This window comes from Chryseobacterium sp. KACC 21268, assembly GCA_028736075.1.
GTDB lineage: Bacteria > Bacteroidota > Bacteroidia > Flavobacteriales > Weeksellaceae > Epilithonimonas.
Genome location: CP117875.1, coordinates 1,164,984 through 1,180,154, shown reverse-complemented (window position 1 = coordinate 1,180,154; position 15,171 = coordinate 1,164,984). Strand labels below are relative to the sequence as shown.

The 15,171-nt window shown below is 36.9% G+C and carries 14 protein-coding genes; 5 read left to right on the top strand and 9 right to left on the bottom strand.

Annotated elements, in window-relative coordinates; all coding sequences use genetic code 11:
- Nucleotides 1-8 precede the first annotated feature (8 nt).
- Nucleotides 9-2,021 carry a fumarate reductase/succinate dehydrogenase flavoprotein subunit gene (locus PQ459_05625; protein WDF48691.1) on the top strand — a complete coding sequence of 671 codons (2,013 nt, stop codon included), beginning with the start codon at nt 9-11 and terminating at the stop codon, nt 2,019-2,021.
- 24 nt (nt 2,022-2,045) lie between these two features.
- On the top strand, nt 2,046-2,819 hold the full coding sequence (locus PQ459_05620) for a succinate dehydrogenase/fumarate reductase iron-sulfur subunit (protein ID WDF47959.1): 774 nt from the start codon (nt 2,046-2,048) through the stop codon (nt 2,817-2,819).
- 79 nt (nt 2,820-2,898) lie between these two features.
- Here the strand turns inward: PQ459_05620 and PQ459_05615 are convergent, their stop codons facing one another.
- The 6 genes from PQ459_05615 to PQ459_05590 all read right to left on the bottom strand — a co-directional run bounded on the left by PQ459_05615 (nt 2,899) and on the right by PQ459_05590 (nt 8,951).
- Nucleotides 2,899-3,735, bottom strand: a complete 837-nt coding sequence (locus PQ459_05615) for a GLPGLI family protein (GenBank protein ID WDF47958.1) — start codon at nt 3,733-3,735, stop codon at nt 2,899-2,901.
- A gap of 47 nt (nt 3,736-3,782) precedes the next feature.
- Complete coding sequence (locus PQ459_05610; GenBank protein WDF47957.1) at nt 3,783-4,019, bottom strand: PspC family transcriptional regulator; 237 nt, start codon at nt 4,017-4,019, stop codon at nt 3,783-3,785.
- Nucleotides 4,020-4,034: 15 nt separating this feature from the next.
- Nucleotides 4,035-5,303, bottom strand: coding sequence for a DUF2851 family protein (locus PQ459_05605; protein ID WDF47956.1), 1,269 nt, complete (start codon nt 5,301-5,303; stop codon nt 4,035-4,037).
- A gap of 92 nt (nt 5,304-5,395) precedes the next feature.
- A complete protein-coding gene (locus PQ459_05600) occupies nt 5,396-5,878 on the bottom strand; it encodes a hypothetical protein (GenBank protein WDF47955.1) in 483 nt (160 codons plus the stop codon).
- Between the two features lie 11 nt (nt 5,879-5,889).
- Nucleotides 5,890-7,047: an N-acetyl-alpha-D-glucosaminyl L-malate synthase BshA gene (gene bshA / locus PQ459_05595; GenBank protein WDF47954.1), complete on the bottom strand. Its 1,158-nt coding sequence runs from the start codon at nt 7,045-7,047 to the stop codon at nt 5,890-5,892.
- Between the two features lie 152 nt (nt 7,048-7,199).
- Complete coding sequence (locus PQ459_05590; protein ID WDF47953.1) at nt 7,200-8,951, bottom strand: glycoside hydrolase family 3 protein; 1,752 nt, start codon at nt 8,949-8,951, stop codon at nt 7,200-7,202.
- 116 nt (nt 8,952-9,067) lie between these two features.
- Here PQ459_05590 and PQ459_05585 point away from each other — a divergent pair, with 116 nt between their 5' ends.
- Together PQ459_05585 and PQ459_05580 are read left to right on the top strand one after the other, a co-directional pair.
- Nucleotides 9,068-9,580 (top strand): hypothetical protein, encoded by a 513-nt coding sequence (locus tag PQ459_05585; protein WDF47952.1) that lies wholly within the window; start codon nt 9,068-9,070, stop codon nt 9,578-9,580.
- A gap of 143 nt (nt 9,581-9,723) precedes the next feature.
- The gene (locus PQ459_05580; protein ID WDF47951.1) at nt 9,724-10,359 is read left to right on the top strand and encodes a peroxiredoxin; all 636 of its coding nucleotides are present in this window, start codon (nt 9,724-9,726) and stop codon (nt 10,357-10,359) included.
- A gap of 71 nt (nt 10,360-10,430) precedes the next feature.
- On the opposite strand, the gene PQ459_05575 is transcribed toward PQ459_05580, so the two are convergent.
- From PQ459_05575 to PQ459_05565, 3 genes are read right to left on the bottom strand one after another with little or no spacing between them, the layout of a single operon-like run.
- Nucleotides 10,431-11,228, bottom strand: coding sequence for a hypothetical protein (locus PQ459_05575; GenBank protein WDF47950.1), 798 nt, complete (start codon nt 11,226-11,228; stop codon nt 10,431-10,433).
- A 19-nt stretch (nt 11,229-11,247) separates the two neighbouring features.
- Nucleotides 11,248-12,330, bottom strand: coding sequence for a PorV/PorQ family protein (locus PQ459_05570; protein WDF47949.1), 1,083 nt, complete (start codon nt 12,328-12,330; stop codon nt 11,248-11,250).
- A 10-nt stretch (nt 12,331-12,340) separates the two neighbouring features.
- Nucleotides 12,341-13,240: a DMT family transporter gene (locus PQ459_05565; protein WDF47948.1), complete on the bottom strand. Its 900-nt coding sequence runs from the start codon at nt 13,238-13,240 to the stop codon at nt 12,341-12,343.
- A 290-nt stretch (nt 13,241-13,530) separates the two neighbouring features.
- On the opposite strand from PQ459_05565, the gene PQ459_05560 reads away from it, so the two are divergent.
- Nucleotides 13,531-15,159, top strand: a complete 1,629-nt coding sequence (locus tag PQ459_05560) for a carboxyl transferase domain-containing protein (protein WDF47947.1) — start codon at nt 13,531-13,533, stop codon at nt 15,157-15,159.
- Nucleotides 15,160-15,171: the final 12 nt, after the last annotated feature.

Genomic DNA, 15,171 nt, shown 5'->3' with positions numbered 1-15,171 from the left:
TAAAATAAATTATGGGTTTAGATTCCAAAATTCCTGCTGGTCCACTTAAGGACAAATGGAAAAATCATAAAGATCACATGAACTTGGTTGCACCAAACAACCGGGACAAAATAGATATTATCATCATCGGAACAGGATTAGCGGGCGGTTCTGCTGCTGCGACTCTTGCCGAGCAAGGTTATAATGTAAAGGCATTCTGCTATCAGGATTCTCCAAGAAGAGCACACTCTATTGCTGCTCAAGGTGGTATCAATGCTGCCAAAAATTACCAAGGTGATGGAGATTCAACTTACAGATTGTTCTACGATACGATCAAAGGTGGAGATTACCGTGCTAGAGAAGGTAACGTCTACAGATTGGCGGAAGTTTCTGCTAATATCATCGACCAATGTGTGGCACAAGGTGTTCCATTCGGAAGAGAATATGGCGGACAATTGGACAACCGTTCATTCGGTGGTGTTCAGGTAAAAAGAACGTTCTACGCAAAAGGACAGACTGGACAACAGTTGTTATTAGGCGCATATTCTGCAATGAGCCGTCAAATCGGTAAAGGTAGAATCAAAATGCACAACCGTCACGAGATGCTAGATCTTGTAATTGTTGATGGAAAAGCAAGAGGAATCATCGCAAGAAATTTGGTAACTGGAGAAATAGAAAAACATTCTGCTCACGCAGTGGTTATTGCTTCTGGAGGTTACGGAAATGTTTATTTCCTTTCTACGAATGCAATGGGATCCAACGTTTCTGCCGCTTGGAAGATTCATAAAAAAGGAGCGTATTTCGCAAATCCGTGTTATGTTCAGATCCACCCGACTTGTATTCCAGTTCATGGAACGCAGCAATCAAAATTGACCTTGATGTCAGAATCTCTTAGAAACTCCGGAAGAATCTGGGTTCCTAAAAACATTGAAGATTCTGTTGCCATCAGAGAAGGAAAATTAAGACCAGAAAATATCGCAGAAGAAAACAGAGATTATTATCTTGAAAGAAGATATCCTGCATTTGGAAACTTGGTTCCTAGAGACGTTGCTTCCAGAGCTGGAAAAGAACGTTGCGATGCTGGGTACGGAATCGAAAACAACGATACGAAAGAAGGTGTTTACCTGGATTTCTCTACAGAAATTATGAAAAAAGGTAAAGAGGCCGCTATCGAAAAACATATTCATAATCCTACAGATCAGCAGATCTATGATCTTGGAAAAGCTTGGATTGAGGAAAAATACGGTAACTTGTTCGTAATGTACGAGAAGATCACTGCCGATGATCCTTACAAAACACCAATGAAAATTTATCCAGCAGTTCACTACACAATGGGTGGTGTTTGGGTTGATTACAATCTTCAATCTACAATTCCTGGATGTTTCGTAATTGGTGAAGCCAACTTCTCCGATCACGGTGCCAACAGATTGGGGGCTTCTGCTTTGATGCAAGGTTTGGCAGACGGATATTTCGTTTTACCTTACACGATTGCAGATTATCTTTCTGCAGACATCAGAACTGGAGCGATTTCTACGGATACGCCAGAATTCAACGAAGCTGAAAAAGAAGTTAAGGATAAGATTAATTTCTTCTTAACTAATAAAGGAACGCACACAGTAGATCACTTCCACAAACAATTGGGGCACATTATGTGGAACAAAGTTGGGATGGGAAGAACGCCTGAAGGCTTGAGAGAAGCGATCAAAGAAATCGAGGAAGTGAGAAACAACTTCTGGAAAGATGTGAGAGTTCCTGGGGATTCTGACAATATGAATCCAGAATTGGAGAAAGCATTCAGAGTAGCAGATTTCCTAGAATTAGGACAATTGATGGCTATCGATGCGCTAAACAGAAATGAATCTTGTGGAGGGCATTTCCGTGAAGATCACGCAACACCGGAAGGTGAGGCAGAACGTGACGATGTGAATTACAAATACGTTGCAGCCTGGGAATACAAAGGTATGGACATCAATCAATCGGTAGCGCACAAAGAAGACCTTGTGTACGAGAACATTGAAGTTAAAGCAAGAAGTTACAAATAATCTCCATTCAAAAATATATACAAAATGAGTGCAAAAAAAGGCTTAAATCTTACGCTGAAAATTTGGAGACAAAAAAATAATAAAACGAAAGGTCAGTTCGAAAGCTATAAATTAGCTGACGTTTCCACGGATTCTTCATTCCTGGAAATGTTGGATATCCTGAACGAGCAGTTGATCAACAACGGACAAGATCCAGTTGCTTTCGATCACGATTGTCGCGAGGGAATTTGCGGAATGTGTTCACTTTACATCAATGGTAGAGCGCACGGACCAGATACAGGAATTACGACGTGCCAGCTGCATATGCGTCATTTCAAAGATGGCGAAACCATCCACATCGAACCTTGGAGAAGTGCTGCTTTTCCGGTGATCAAGGATTTGGTGGTTGACAGAAGTGCTTTCGACAGAGTAATGGCTGCCGGCGGATTCGTTTCTGTGAACACTTCTGGAAACACTTTAGATGCCAACGCAATCCTGGTTCCGAAAGAAGACGCTGACAAAGCGATGGATGCTGCGGCGTGTATAGGTTGTGGTGCTTGTGTTGCTTCTTGTAAAAACGGCTCAGCAATGTTGTTCGTGGGTGCAAAAGTATCTCAGTTCGCATTGTTGCCACAAGGTCGTGTAGAAGCTACGAGAAGGGTTCTGAATATGGTGAAAGCTATGGACGAAGAAGGCTTCGGAAACTGCTCCAACACCGGTGCTTGTGAAGTAGAATGTCCGAAAGGAATCTCTCTAGAAAACATCGCAAGAATGAACAGAGAATATGCATCTGCAAACCTTAAAACTGCAAATCCATAATTAGAAATTAGAAGTTAGAAGTTAGATATTAGACTTCTTTCAAAATACAACTCCGATTGAAAATTCAACCGGAGTTTTTTTATTCCTTGTATTCGATAGCTTTATCAATTTCTATAGGATTGTAATTTTTCCGCTTACTGCTTTGGATTACTTTTCTTAACTCATCCAAATCCTTTGTTGTTTTAATTTCTTTCCCATAAGCAGAAAAAGTATAATCTTCACCTTTTGAAAATTTTGTTCTTATCTCAGAATATGGATTATAATAGGCATTTGATAGAAGTTCATTATATTTTTTAAGTGTGATTGGAATCGCTTTCTTACCGAAATTAGTTTCTAATATTCTTGTTGTATCATAAGGTGAATCTAATTTTTTAATTTCAGTTAGATTGAAAAAATAATGTTTTTGATTATCCTCAATCTGGAAGATTAATCCTGGTAAACCTTGAAATTTATACGGACCCTGATTGATTGGTACATCTTTACAAAACCACGCTGTCCATTTTCTGCCTCCAAACTCGGCTTTTGCTTTTTGCAAAGTGTATTCTTTTTGAGTTTTGGTTTCTGGTAATATTTCCCACTTCAATTTATCATTTGAATTATACTTATAATAATCTGTATCAATGAAAACATAATTTTCATTATCAAAACTATTTACACTTCGCTTTAGCATCAAACTACTACCTAGTGTAATACCCGAACTGTAGTTTTTTGTTACTCTTTGAACAGAATCTTCTTCATACAATTCTTGGTAATAGAATTTCACATCCTTATTATTAACATCTAGAAAAAGAACATTTATAAAAGAAGTTTTAGCAATCGTATCACGAACAAATTTAAGTTCATATATAAATCTGTTAACTTGAGCGTTATTTAAATAAAATACTAAAAGTACTATTAGTAGAAATAGTTTTTTCATATTAGTTTTTGTAAGCAATTACTATATTATAAAGAAAAATTCAAAATCTACAAATCAAAAACACTCGGTCTCTTCGTCACAATACAATCCTTAATCCAGAGCATAAAAGCCAATCCAAGATAAAACAAAAAGAAAATCCCAGCCGTCGCAAACGTGGAATAAATAAAGAAAACACGCAGTTTCGAAACAGGAATTCCGAGTTTGGTTCCGTATCTTGTGAGTACGCCAAACCATTCTCGTTCCATTTTGTGGCGCATTCCGTTGATTACAATTGGCTCTTTCATTTTGGATTTATTACTTTAATCTTGGCTCTTCAACAACTGAAAACCAATACTGCAATTTAAGCATTTTTTCTGAGTGCAAAATGTTTTGTATTGGTAAAGAAAAGCCTGTGTCTGCAAAGCATTTTCAAATTTCACACCCAAGTTTTTCCATCCATCCAGAACAGAATTCTTCTCCGATTTCAGCTGTTTGTAGAATTCAAAAATATCATCTACAATTTCCGGATTATGGTTTTTTTGATAGAAATATTTGATGGGAAGAATCGCATTAATGATAATCAAATCGATAAAATCTTTGCTCAACAATTTCTGACTTTCAACCGGCGAAATTTTCCCAAAATTAAAATGATTGTCCCAATATTCCGAAGCCGAAACCTCTTCGAAAATCAAATACAGATCATCAATCGTTTTCGCTTCAATAATCTTCGAAAAAAGATTGGGCTGAGAATGATAAAGATTCGCCAATTGGGAAAGCCGAATTGTCGGGAAATTTGGTGGACGGAGTTTTGAGAATTTTGGATTGATTCTAACTTCCGATAAATTAAATTTCACTTTCAGAAAATCAAATTCCCGTTTCCAGACTTTCATCATTTCATCTTTTGGCTCATCCAGAAAATTACAAATCCCGAATAGCAAAGCTTCCAACTGAACTTTATTCTGTTTGATTTTTTGAATGACGGAAAAGTCAAGACTTTCAGCTAACTGTAGGAAAATTTCCGCGTTGACTTTCAATCCAAACGTATAAGCCAATTGTTGGAATAAAACCGCTTCATAATTATTTTGATTTTTCTTTAAGGATAATTCCAAAGCTTCAGATTTGAAATCCAATTTTTTCAGCAAAACTTCTTCCTCAAAAAACAATGGTATTTTATCTTTATCAAACAAATTCTCGCAAGGAATAAACGAATGTTTTTCCCTCAAATTCTGATGTTTCTGAATCAAGGTTTCATCAATATAAGCTTTAAGTTCCAAGGTCGGAATTTGTTGGTTTTCCAATTCAGGAATTTCGCAATCGTTGATGTAAACAGCGTGAAGAATCAGATTCCCAAATTCGGGATTTCCGGAATGATTGTGGAAAAACCAATCGGAAGCTTTGGTGTGAATCTCGATGTTTCCGGCGAAAATGATATTTTCAATTTTAATCTTAGCGAAGAGAAAATCCGGACCCGAATTCTTATTCCATTCGCCAAAGTCTAAGATTTCGATATTCTTTCCATCCACGGAAACAAAATCGAAACGCCGGAATTTTTTAAAATTCCAGAGATATTGTAATATTTCTTCATTCATTTGTGTCTTGACTTCTGTTAAACAAAAACCCTTTCAAAGTACGTGACTTCGAAAGGGTTAAGTTATAAAATTCTTAAATTTTACAAAAATTTTTATTGAATTAACTTTCCTTTATTATCAAAAGCAATAGCATTAATCTTATAAACTTTATGTTTTTCAAAATCGAAAATATAAAAATAAGAACCAACTTCAGAACTACTGAAAGAATCTTCTAAAGAAAGTAAATATTCCAAATTTCCATCTAAATAATTTTGAAGAATAAAATCAAATTCTCTAAAATTCATTGACGGATTATTCGAAAAAGTATATTTCTTTCTGTTTTTTTCTTCGGTCTTGATATAAATCTTTTCTCCCGTTATTTTATTGAAAGTTAAACTTTCAAAGCCATTAATTTCTTTATTTAAGATATTATTATTAAAAGAATAAATATAAATTAAATCTTTATTTTTATTTGATATTGAAGTCTTCGTTTCAAAGTCTTTAGGCTTTAGTCTGTGAAGATTATAATAATTTTTGTATTTGTTGGAGCAAGAAATTACACTAAAAATCAAGATTAAAAAACCAATTCTTTTCATTAAAATTCTATTTAATTCCCAGCGCCAATCAACTTCGCTTCTTCAAACTTCGCAATCGTCGTTTCGTACATTTCGATGTAGATTGGAAGGATATTTTTGAGGTCGAATTTCAGTGCTTGTGCTTTCGAATTCTTTTTCATTTCGGCAAGAAGGTCTTCGTTGCTCAAAAGTTTGATGCAGTAATTGGACATCGCTTCCACATTTCCGATTTCAGCCAAAAATCCGGTTTCACCTTGGATATTAACTTCCGGAATTCCACCCGCATTACTGCTGATTACCGGCGTTTTTGCAGCCATCGCTTCCAAAGCCGCCAATCCGAAACTTTCCTGCTCGGAAGGTAAAAGAAAGACGTCTGAAAGTTGTAGAATCCTATAAAGGTCGTTGACTTTTCCAAGTAATTTTATTTTACCAATCAATTCTGGATTTTCTTCCAGAAACTGGTTGATTTTCTCCATTTCCGGACCTTCTCCGATGATGATGAGTTTTGATTTGACTTTCTTATTGACATTTTTGAAAATCTCCAAAACATCCTGAATTCTTTTTACAGGACGGAGATTGGAAACGTGAATTAATATTTTTTCATCGTCGGTTGCAAATTGCTCACGCTGACAAGTAGTACAATCATCAAAAACCGAATTATCAATAAAATTGGTAATTACCTGAATCTCTTTGTGAATATTAAAGAACTGAAGTGTATCTTTCTTAAGACTTTCGGAAACCGAGGTAATTGCATCACTCTGATTGATAGAGAATTCTACAGCGTGTTTGTAGCTTGGATGTTGGCCAACCAAGGTAATATCTGTCCCGTGAAGCGTCGTCACCAAAGGCACATCTTTGTGTTCTGCCTTCAACATTTGCTTCGCCGTAAATGCGGCGTAAGCGTAAGGAATCGCATAATGCGCGTGCAAAATATCCAATTTGTAAAGGTTGACAACGCGATAAATCATCGATGACAAGGCGATATCGTAAGGCTGGTACTGGAACAGCGGATAAGTCTGAACATTCACTTTGTGGAAGAAAATGTTCGGATTGGTAACGTCCAAACGCGCTGGCAATGCAGAACTTATGAAATGAACTTCATAACCTTTGTCGGCCAGACTCATTCCTAATTCCGTTGCCACAATTCCGCTTCCGCCGTAAGTTGGATAGCAAAGTATTCCTATTTTCATTTTTACTATTTGTTTTTGAACCACAAAAGATTCTTGTATTTTAATTCTCGCAGATTTTGCAAATTTTGCAAATTTGGCAGATTTAAAAAATAAAATCAGCGTGATTTGTAAAATCTGCGAGAAAATCTTTAAAGTTTTTTTATTGCTTAAATTTACTCAATTCGCACCTTAGAATTCTTCGTTTCCGAACTATTTTTTCTATCGGTTTGATTGGTTGGGATTTTAGCGTCAATATCCATTCCCATTCCGAATTTTAAATTGTCGTTTACCAAAACCGGAAGTCTTCCCCAGATTTTAGTTTGACCTAAAAGTCCGTTGGCTGTGGCTTTCATCGCGTCGTCATTATTTTCGTAAGAAACTAAGACTGTGGAAACTTTAGAAATATCAATATCTTTCAAAGCGTACGGACTTCCGAAAACGTCCAGAATCACAGTTTGATTTTTGTTTAAATCTGAAAGAATCTTTTTGCTTGAATCCGAAATTTTATAAGGTTTGTAAGCTGTCGAATTGTCTTTGTGAAAACCGACAATCACTTTTGAGTTTGCTGGAATTGAATTGATTTCCGAAGCTTTTTTTAGAATCACCGTTGTTTCTGTATTCAATTGATTGACGAAAGTTTCGTAAGGCGCTTCTTCCAATGGAACATAATAATAAGTTTCTTTGCAATTGAGAGGCAACAGTTTTTTGTCATCTTTAATTAATGTTAAAGCGCTGGCGTACATTTTTTGAACGATTTCGGAATGTGAAGCGTTGTTCAAATCTTCGTTTATATTTTCCGGATTGACGTTGGAATATTTATCAAGACCTAGAAAATATTTGGTCAAGAGAATTTTCTTCACGCTCTCCTCTACTCTATTTTGTGAAATTTCTTTATTATCAATCGCTTTCTGAATCAATCTTTTTCCGGTCGCAACATCCTGCGAAAACAACATAATATCGTTCCCGGCTTTGAAAGCCAACGCATCCAATTCTCCCGCTTTGAATTTGTTCGCCACCGCGCCCATATTGAGCGCATCGGTAATAATCAAACCTTTGTAGCCATATTTTTCTTTCAACAATCCAGTGATGATTTTTTTGGAAATCGACGCTGGAATTCCTTTCTCGCTTTCAAGACTTGGAACGTATAGATGCGCGACCATTACGCCACCAATTCCTTTGTCCATCAATGCTTTGAAAGGTGCAAGTTCAGTTTTTTCCAATCGTTCCATATTGTGGGAAACGACTGGCAAATCCAAGTGGGAATCTTTGTCCGTATCGCCGTGACCAGGAAAATGCTTAATTGCTCCCAGCACTTTGTTGTCCTGCAAACCGTTGGAATATGCCAAAGCGGAACTCAAGACATTATTGACATCAGAACCGAAACTTCTGTTGCCGATGATTGGATTGTTTGGATTCGTATTCACATCTACAACGGGCGCAAAATCCCAATTGATGCCCATTCGCTTGCAATCTTCAGCAATTTTGGATGCCATATCGTGAATCAGATTTTTATCCTGAATCGCTCCCAACGTAATTGCCCAAGGATATTTGTGTGCTTTTGCAATCCTCTGGAAAACGCCCCATTCTGCATCCATCCCAATCATCAAAGGCACTTTTGACTTGGACTGAAATTCGTTGACCAAATTAATTTCTCTCGTTGCATCGTCTTGCATCAAAATCAATCCACCGATCTTATCATTCAAAACGATATTTCGGATTTGGTTGATGTGCGCTTCATCCTTATTCGTGTAAAGTGCAACGATGAAAAGCTGACCAAGTTTTTCCTCTTGTGAAAGCGCATTGTAGGTTTTATCAACCCAATCTTTTGCTTTTTTGAGATCGGAACTGGAAAGATTTTTTGGTTGGTATTGAGGGAAATAAAACTGTGAAATAAAAGTTATTATTATAAGACTTAACCTTTTCATTTTTTTGATATCTAAAATTTTAGAAACTTTCCATAAAGATATTAATTCCGCTGAAAATGGCTATTTTTATGGTCTGTTATTTGTAATAAAATTTATAACGTAAATACTTTAAACTTATGAAAAAGTTCCTTCCCCTTTTATTGATACTGATTTCCAGTATATTTATCTTTAGCTGTAAAGATGACGACGACGATTATGTAAATGTTGAAGTGGATTATCCTGCAGTATATGACCTTAATGTAAATTTCACATTTAATGCTACAGATGGTTGGTTTTTTAGTCAATCATTCAACAATCCTTTATTGGACCAAGATTATGTAGTGATCTACAGACAAGCTGGAACCGAAAACGGTGCTGTAGTTTGGCAGCCAATCCCAAGAACACTTTACTTGGAGCAAGGAGAATTGGACTATGATTTCGATTTTACAAAAAATGATTTCCTGATCTACGCAGGTGGAACTTATGACATCAGCACGACGCCGAAGTATTTGAACAATCAAAGATTCAGAGTGGTATTGGTACCTGCTGTTTTTGGAAAAAATGCCAACGTTGAGGATATCAGAAAAATGTCTTACGAGGAAGTTATTGCAAAATATAACATCGATGACAGTAAAGTTGGAACATTTTAATTCAGCTTTTGCCTAAAATATTAAAACCATTTAGAATTTTCTGAATGGTTTTTTTATTGTTAAAAATAAATAATACTAATCTAGTATGAATTGAAATTTTATTTATTAAATTTGTTATCCATTAATCAAAAAAATATTAAAATATGTCTATAAAACTTGGTGACACCGCTCCGGATTTCGATGCAGAAAGCAGTCTTGGAAAACTTAACTTTTACGATTACCTAGGTGATTCTTGGGGAATCTTATTCTCACATCCTGCAGATTACACACCGGTTTGCACCACGGAACTTGGCAAAACATCAGAACTGAAACCAGAATTTGATAAAAGAAATACAAAAGTAATTGCCTTGAGCGTCGATGGAATCGAGAATCACAAAGGTTGGGTCCTTGACATCAACGAAACTCAAAATACAGAAGTTGAATTCCCCATCATTGCCGATCAGGACAAAAAAGTTTCTGAGTTGTATGATTTCATCCATCCCAACGCCAACGCCTCATTGACCGTGAGGTCCCTACTCATCATCGACCCAAATAAAAAAGTACGGTTGATCATCACATATCCTGCATCTACAGGCCGAAATTTCACTGAAATATTGAGGGTTTTAGATTCTCTACAATTGGTGGATGGCTACGGTGTTGCAACACCAGTAGATTGGAAAGACGGCGATGATGTCATCATTCCACCGGCAGTTTCTCAGGAAGATGCGGAGAAAAAATTTGTGAAAGGTGTGAAGGTCATCAAACCATATTTGCGCTACACGCCGCAACCGAATAAATAAATATTTAAAAATAAAAAAGGTCAGAATTGCTTCTGACCTTTTTCTATTTTATTAATTAAAATCTTACCCAACTAATTAGCGGTGAAAATTTCGTTGGAAAATTCGCCATTGCTTTTTGGCATTTCGATGATGATATTTCCATTTTCATAGTAACCGATCGTGGATTCTCCTGAGCCTAATTTCACTCTGTAAACATCTTTCTTAGCAGTAGATTTGAACGTTGCAAAAGGCACAGAACTGTTTCCATCTACCAAAATGAATTGATCTTCTGCAATCTGGATCTTTTGCAAGGACAGATTACCTTTTGTATATCTTTGAGCAGTGGAAGTTTGAGCACTGGTTTCTTTTGGCTTTGTTTCCTCTACAGTTTTGATAGCATCCTGCTGTTTTACTGTTTCCTGTGGTTTGATGGTCTCTTGAGGTTTTACATCAGCAAGATTTTCAATTTTTGAAGATGGATTAGATACGGGAATCTTACCTAAAGCCAACTTCAAAGCATCTTTGTAACCAGGTTCAAATTCTTTTATTGAACTGCTAGCTTTTTCCGCCAAAATCACTTGATTGTTACAATCTTTGAACTGCAGGATGATCTTGTTTCTGAACATACTTTTATCATTCAAAATATCAGCAGTCAAAACTTTGCAAGGATTTCCAAGGGCGTCTGCTGGCCAGGTGGATTTGTTCTCCGAAAGAATCGTATATTTTTTTCCTTTTAGAGAATTTTCAAGAATCGTATCCAAACCATATGATTTGTTCTCTTTGAAATCACTCAGTTCTGCCGGAACCAAAATATATCTGTAATCAGAAACGGCCTGTGCTTTTATCAATGTCATTAATATGATTGAAAGTAAGCTTGCTATTTTTTTCATAATGAAAACTGTAATTTAATTAGTTTCTAAAACCTTGCATATCCAATTTCAAAGAAAAGAAATTAGAGTAGAAATTGGAACCACCGATTCCGGAGTTGGTGATTGCATAGTCCAAAGTTAGACCTTTATATTTGATTCCAATTCCCGCACTCGGCTGGAAAGAAACTTTACGCTTCAGATCCTCGATATCAGAAATCGTTTGAAACCTATTGAGTCCCAATCTTACGAAAATCATATCCTGAAATATCAATTCGCCACCGGCATAAGGCGTAATGCTGGCAAAATCCGTAGAAACTAATGCAGCCGTTTTCGCAAAATCTATATTAACCCCAGCTTCCGGCAATAATTTTAAATCTCTACTAAACTCAAAGGTTTTGCTGACACCAAGATTCAGCTTTGGCATTGTGATCTCCATTTTATCTGTGGGAGCTGGGTTGAACTCTTCCCCATTTACCACTGCAGATAATTCCTTTTGATTGATGGTCCAAAAATTGACCGTTGTAGTGGCATCTCTCAGCATAAAACCGTAGTTCCAATCCGTGTCTGAATGATAGATTGCACCGACATCAAATCCAAAACCATAACCACTGGCAAATTTGCCAACATTTCTGTAAACCACTTTTGCTGTTGCTCCAACATCTAACTTCTGATTGCCGTTTGGATGAAAAGCATAGGAAAATAAAGCCGCGTAATCTGATGTGGAAAAAGAACTGATTTTATCATAATCAATATTCCCTTCAGAGTCAATTAATTGTGTAGTGTTTAGGATATTATCAACGCCTAATCTTACGAGTGAGATTGCAAATACCCCATTTCCGTAATCCAGAGGTTTAGCATAAGAAATATAATCGTATTTGGCTATGGATTCGAAATACTCTGCGTGCATTGCTGCAACCTGCCAGTCGGTGTCAATTTTCATCAAACCAGCTGGATTCCACATTGGAGAATAGACATCATCCTGATTGGAAACCACTGCACCACCCATAGCAAGACCTCTGGCACCTGCTCCAATATTCAGGAACTCATTGGAATATTTTCTGATGATCTGTGCATCAGAAAATTGGGTTGAAATGATCAGTAAAAAAAATAAAATTCTTTTCATTAATTTGTGTTTACAGAGTTTCAGTTTCTGTAAGGGCAACTTCCTTTTTTCTTTTTGATTTGATGACCCCGTTGACTACGATAGACGCAATCATAACGAACGAAGCACCATAAAAAACAGGACTCATATGCTCTGATGCTCCAAAGATAAAAAAAGCTAATATAATCCCGTAAACCGGTTCCAAATTCACTGTCAGGATCAATGTAAAAGGCGAAATGAATTTCATCAGTTTCACACTTTCAAACATTGGGTATGCCGTGAAGACAGAAGCCAGCAATAATACTAACGCAATATCGGTATAACTTATTTCGCTGACGGAAGAAATTTGTCCTGTAAAAAGAAAAAACAAACTGATAATCAACCATCCGCCGGCAATCTCATAAAAAATAATATTTCCAGAACTGGTTTTCCCGAAGATCTTTCCATTAAAGACAGAAAATATTGTCCCGCAAAATGCACACAGAACTCCGTAGATGATTCCTTCTTTATATTTAAGTTCCGCATTGAAAATCAGCGAAATACAGACTACGATAATAAGTCCGATGATCACTTCCACCCAATCTGGCTTTCTGCGGTACACCAAGGGCTCTATCAATGATGCAAATAATGTTGACAATGAAAGGCACGACAAAGCAATCGAAACATTTGAAACTTTGATGGACTGGAAAAAGAAAAGCCAGTGAAAAGCCATTACGCTACCTATTGCTACCAACTGAAATAAGAGGTTTTTTGAAACTTTGATACTTTCTTTTTTGATCAATCTAATATATAAATAAAGAAAAATCGCAGCGAACATCATTCTGTAGAAAACGAGAACCTGAGCCTCAGCGAGAATCAACTTCCCAAGAATAGCTGTAAAACCCCATAAAAACACGATAAAGTGCAACCTCAGCAAATAAGAATTCTTCATTGGAACGATTGATTTTCAGTCTGCAAAATTAGGATAAATATTGCAGGTTTTATGTCTAAAACTGAGATATGCTACGAATTTGAGCATAAAAAATCCGCATAATTGGATTATACGGATCTTTTAATAAAGAACTTATCAAAATAACATAAACTAACTAAAAATTTATTGTATTTAAATTAACAACGCAGAAAAGAGAATTATATTTTATATCAAATTCTAAATGCAAGAATTAGCTTTTCTGCTTTGTGATTATTTAAAATATTTTATCTTTAGAGCCAAAGAAAATCAAAATGGATTTAGAATTCAACAAAAGAGAAGATATCAACAAACTGAAATATTCTGACATCAAGAAAACCTTGGCAAAGATCAAATTGGGCGGCGGCGAAAAATCGCTCCAAAAACAACGTGACCAAGGAAAAATGACTGTCCGAGAAAGATTGGAATATCTTTTCGATAAAAATTCTGAATCTATAGAAATTGGCGCATTTGCTGGTTACGAAATGTATGAGGAGCAAGGTGGATGTCCTGCTGGCGGCGTGGTTGTGATGATGGGATATGTTTCTGGAAGGCAGTGCATCGTAGTTGCCAATGATGCTACGGTGAAAGCTGGCGCCTGGTTTCCAATTACCGGAAAGAAAAATCTAAGAGCGCAGGAAATTGCGATGGAAAACCGTCTGCCAATCATTTATCTTGTTGATTCTGCCGGCGTTTTTCTGCCGATGCAGGACGAAATCTTTCCCGACAAAGAAATGTTTGGACGGATCTTCCGAAACAATGCCAAGATGAGTTCCTCTGGAATTGTTCAAATTTCAGCAATTATGGGAAGCTGTGTGGCTGGTGGCGCGTATCTGCCCATTATGAGTGATGAAGCGATGATCGTTGACAAAACAGGAAGTATTTTCCTGGCAGGGAGCTATCTGGTGAAAGCTGCGATCGGCGAAAATATTGATAATGAATCACTTGGCGGAGCAACAACTCACTGCGAAATCTCTGGCGTTACAGATTACAAAGCTAAAGATGATAAAGATGCTTTGGATCGAATTAAAAATATTATGAAGTCGCTAGGTGATTTTGACAAAGCCGGATTTGACCGAATAGAAAGTGCTCCACCAAAAGAAAATCCTGATAACCTCTTTGGAATAATGCCTGCCATCAGATCTGAACAATATGACACTTTGGAAATTATAAAATGCCTTGTTGATAATTCTGAATACGAAGAGTACAAACCAGACTATGGCAAAAGCATCATCTGCTGCACCGCAAGAGTTGACGGATGGAGCGTTGGAATAGTTGCCAATCAAAGAAAACTGGTGAAAAGTGGAAAAGGTGAGATGCAGTTTGGAGGTGTGATCTATTCTGACTCTGCAGATAAGGCGACGCGCTTCATTGCTAATTGTAATCAGAGAAAAATCCCTTTGGTGTTTCTGCAGGATGTGACAGGCTTTATGGTTGGTTCAAAGTCTGAACAAGGCGGAATCATAAAAGATGGTGCAAAAATGGTAAATGCGGTAGCGAATTCCGTAGTTCCAAAATTCACGATCATTACCGGTAATTCTTATGGCGCAGGAAATTACGCGATGTGCGGAAAAGCCTACGATCCTAGACTGATCGTTGCGTGGCCGTGGGCAGAACTTGCGGTGATGGGAGGTTCACAAGCTGGAAAAGTATTACTTCAAATCCAAGAATCTGCATTAAAAAAACAAGGGAAAGAAATTACCGATGAAGATAGAAAAGAGTTGCTAGACAGAATATTGAAAGATTACACAAGGCAGACCCAGCCGACATACGCCGCTGCAAGGCTGTGGACAGATGCAATTATCAATCCCGTTGATACCAGAAAGTGGATCAGTATGGGAATCGAAGCTGCTAACCATTCTCCAATTACAGAAAAATTCAATTTGGGCGTGATTCAGGTATAAATTTTGCATTAC

Coding starts and splice junctions, on each gene's coding strand:
- PQ459_05570 (WDF47949.1), bottom strand. CDS start 12,330: ATGAAAAGAATTTTATTTTTTTTACTGATCATTTCAACCCAATTTTCT.
- PQ459_05605 (WDF47956.1), bottom strand. CDS start 5,303: ATGAATGAAGAAATATTACAATATCTCTGGAATTTTAAAAAATTCCGG.
- PQ459_05590 (WDF47953.1), bottom strand. CDS start 8,951: ATGAAAAGGTTAAGTCTTATAATAATAACTTTTATTTCACAGTTTTAT.
- bshA (WDF47954.1), bottom strand. CDS start 7,047: ATGAAAATAGGAATACTTTGCTATCCAACTTACGGCGGAAGCGGAATT.
- PQ459_05580 (WDF47951.1), top strand. CDS start 9,724: ATGTCTATAAAACTTGGTGACACCGCTCCGGATTTCGATGCAGAAAGC.
- PQ459_05585 (WDF47952.1), top strand. CDS start 9,068: ATGAAAAAGTTCCTTCCCCTTTTATTGATACTGATTTCCAGTATATTT.
- PQ459_05575 (WDF47950.1), bottom strand. CDS start 11,228: ATGAAAAAAATAGCAAGCTTACTTTCAATCATATTAATGACATTGATA.
- PQ459_05565 (WDF47948.1), bottom strand. CDS start 13,240: ATGAAGAATTCTTATTTGCTGAGGTTGCACTTTATCGTGTTTTTATGG.
- PQ459_05615 (WDF47958.1), bottom strand. CDS start 3,735: ATGAAAAAACTATTTCTACTAATAGTACTTTTAGTATTTTATTTAAAT.
- PQ459_05560 (WDF47947.1), top strand. CDS start 13,531: ATGGATTTAGAATTCAACAAAAGAGAAGATATCAACAAACTGAAATAT.
- PQ459_05610 (WDF47957.1), bottom strand. CDS start 4,019: ATGAAAGAGCCAATTGTAATCAACGGAATGCGCCACAAAATGGAACGA.
- PQ459_05620 (WDF47959.1), top strand. CDS start 2,046: ATGAGTGCAAAAAAAGGCTTAAATCTTACGCTGAAAATTTGGAGACAA.
- PQ459_05600 (WDF47955.1), bottom strand. CDS start 5,878: ATGAAAAGAATTGGTTTTTTAATCTTGATTTTTAGTGTAATTTCTTGC.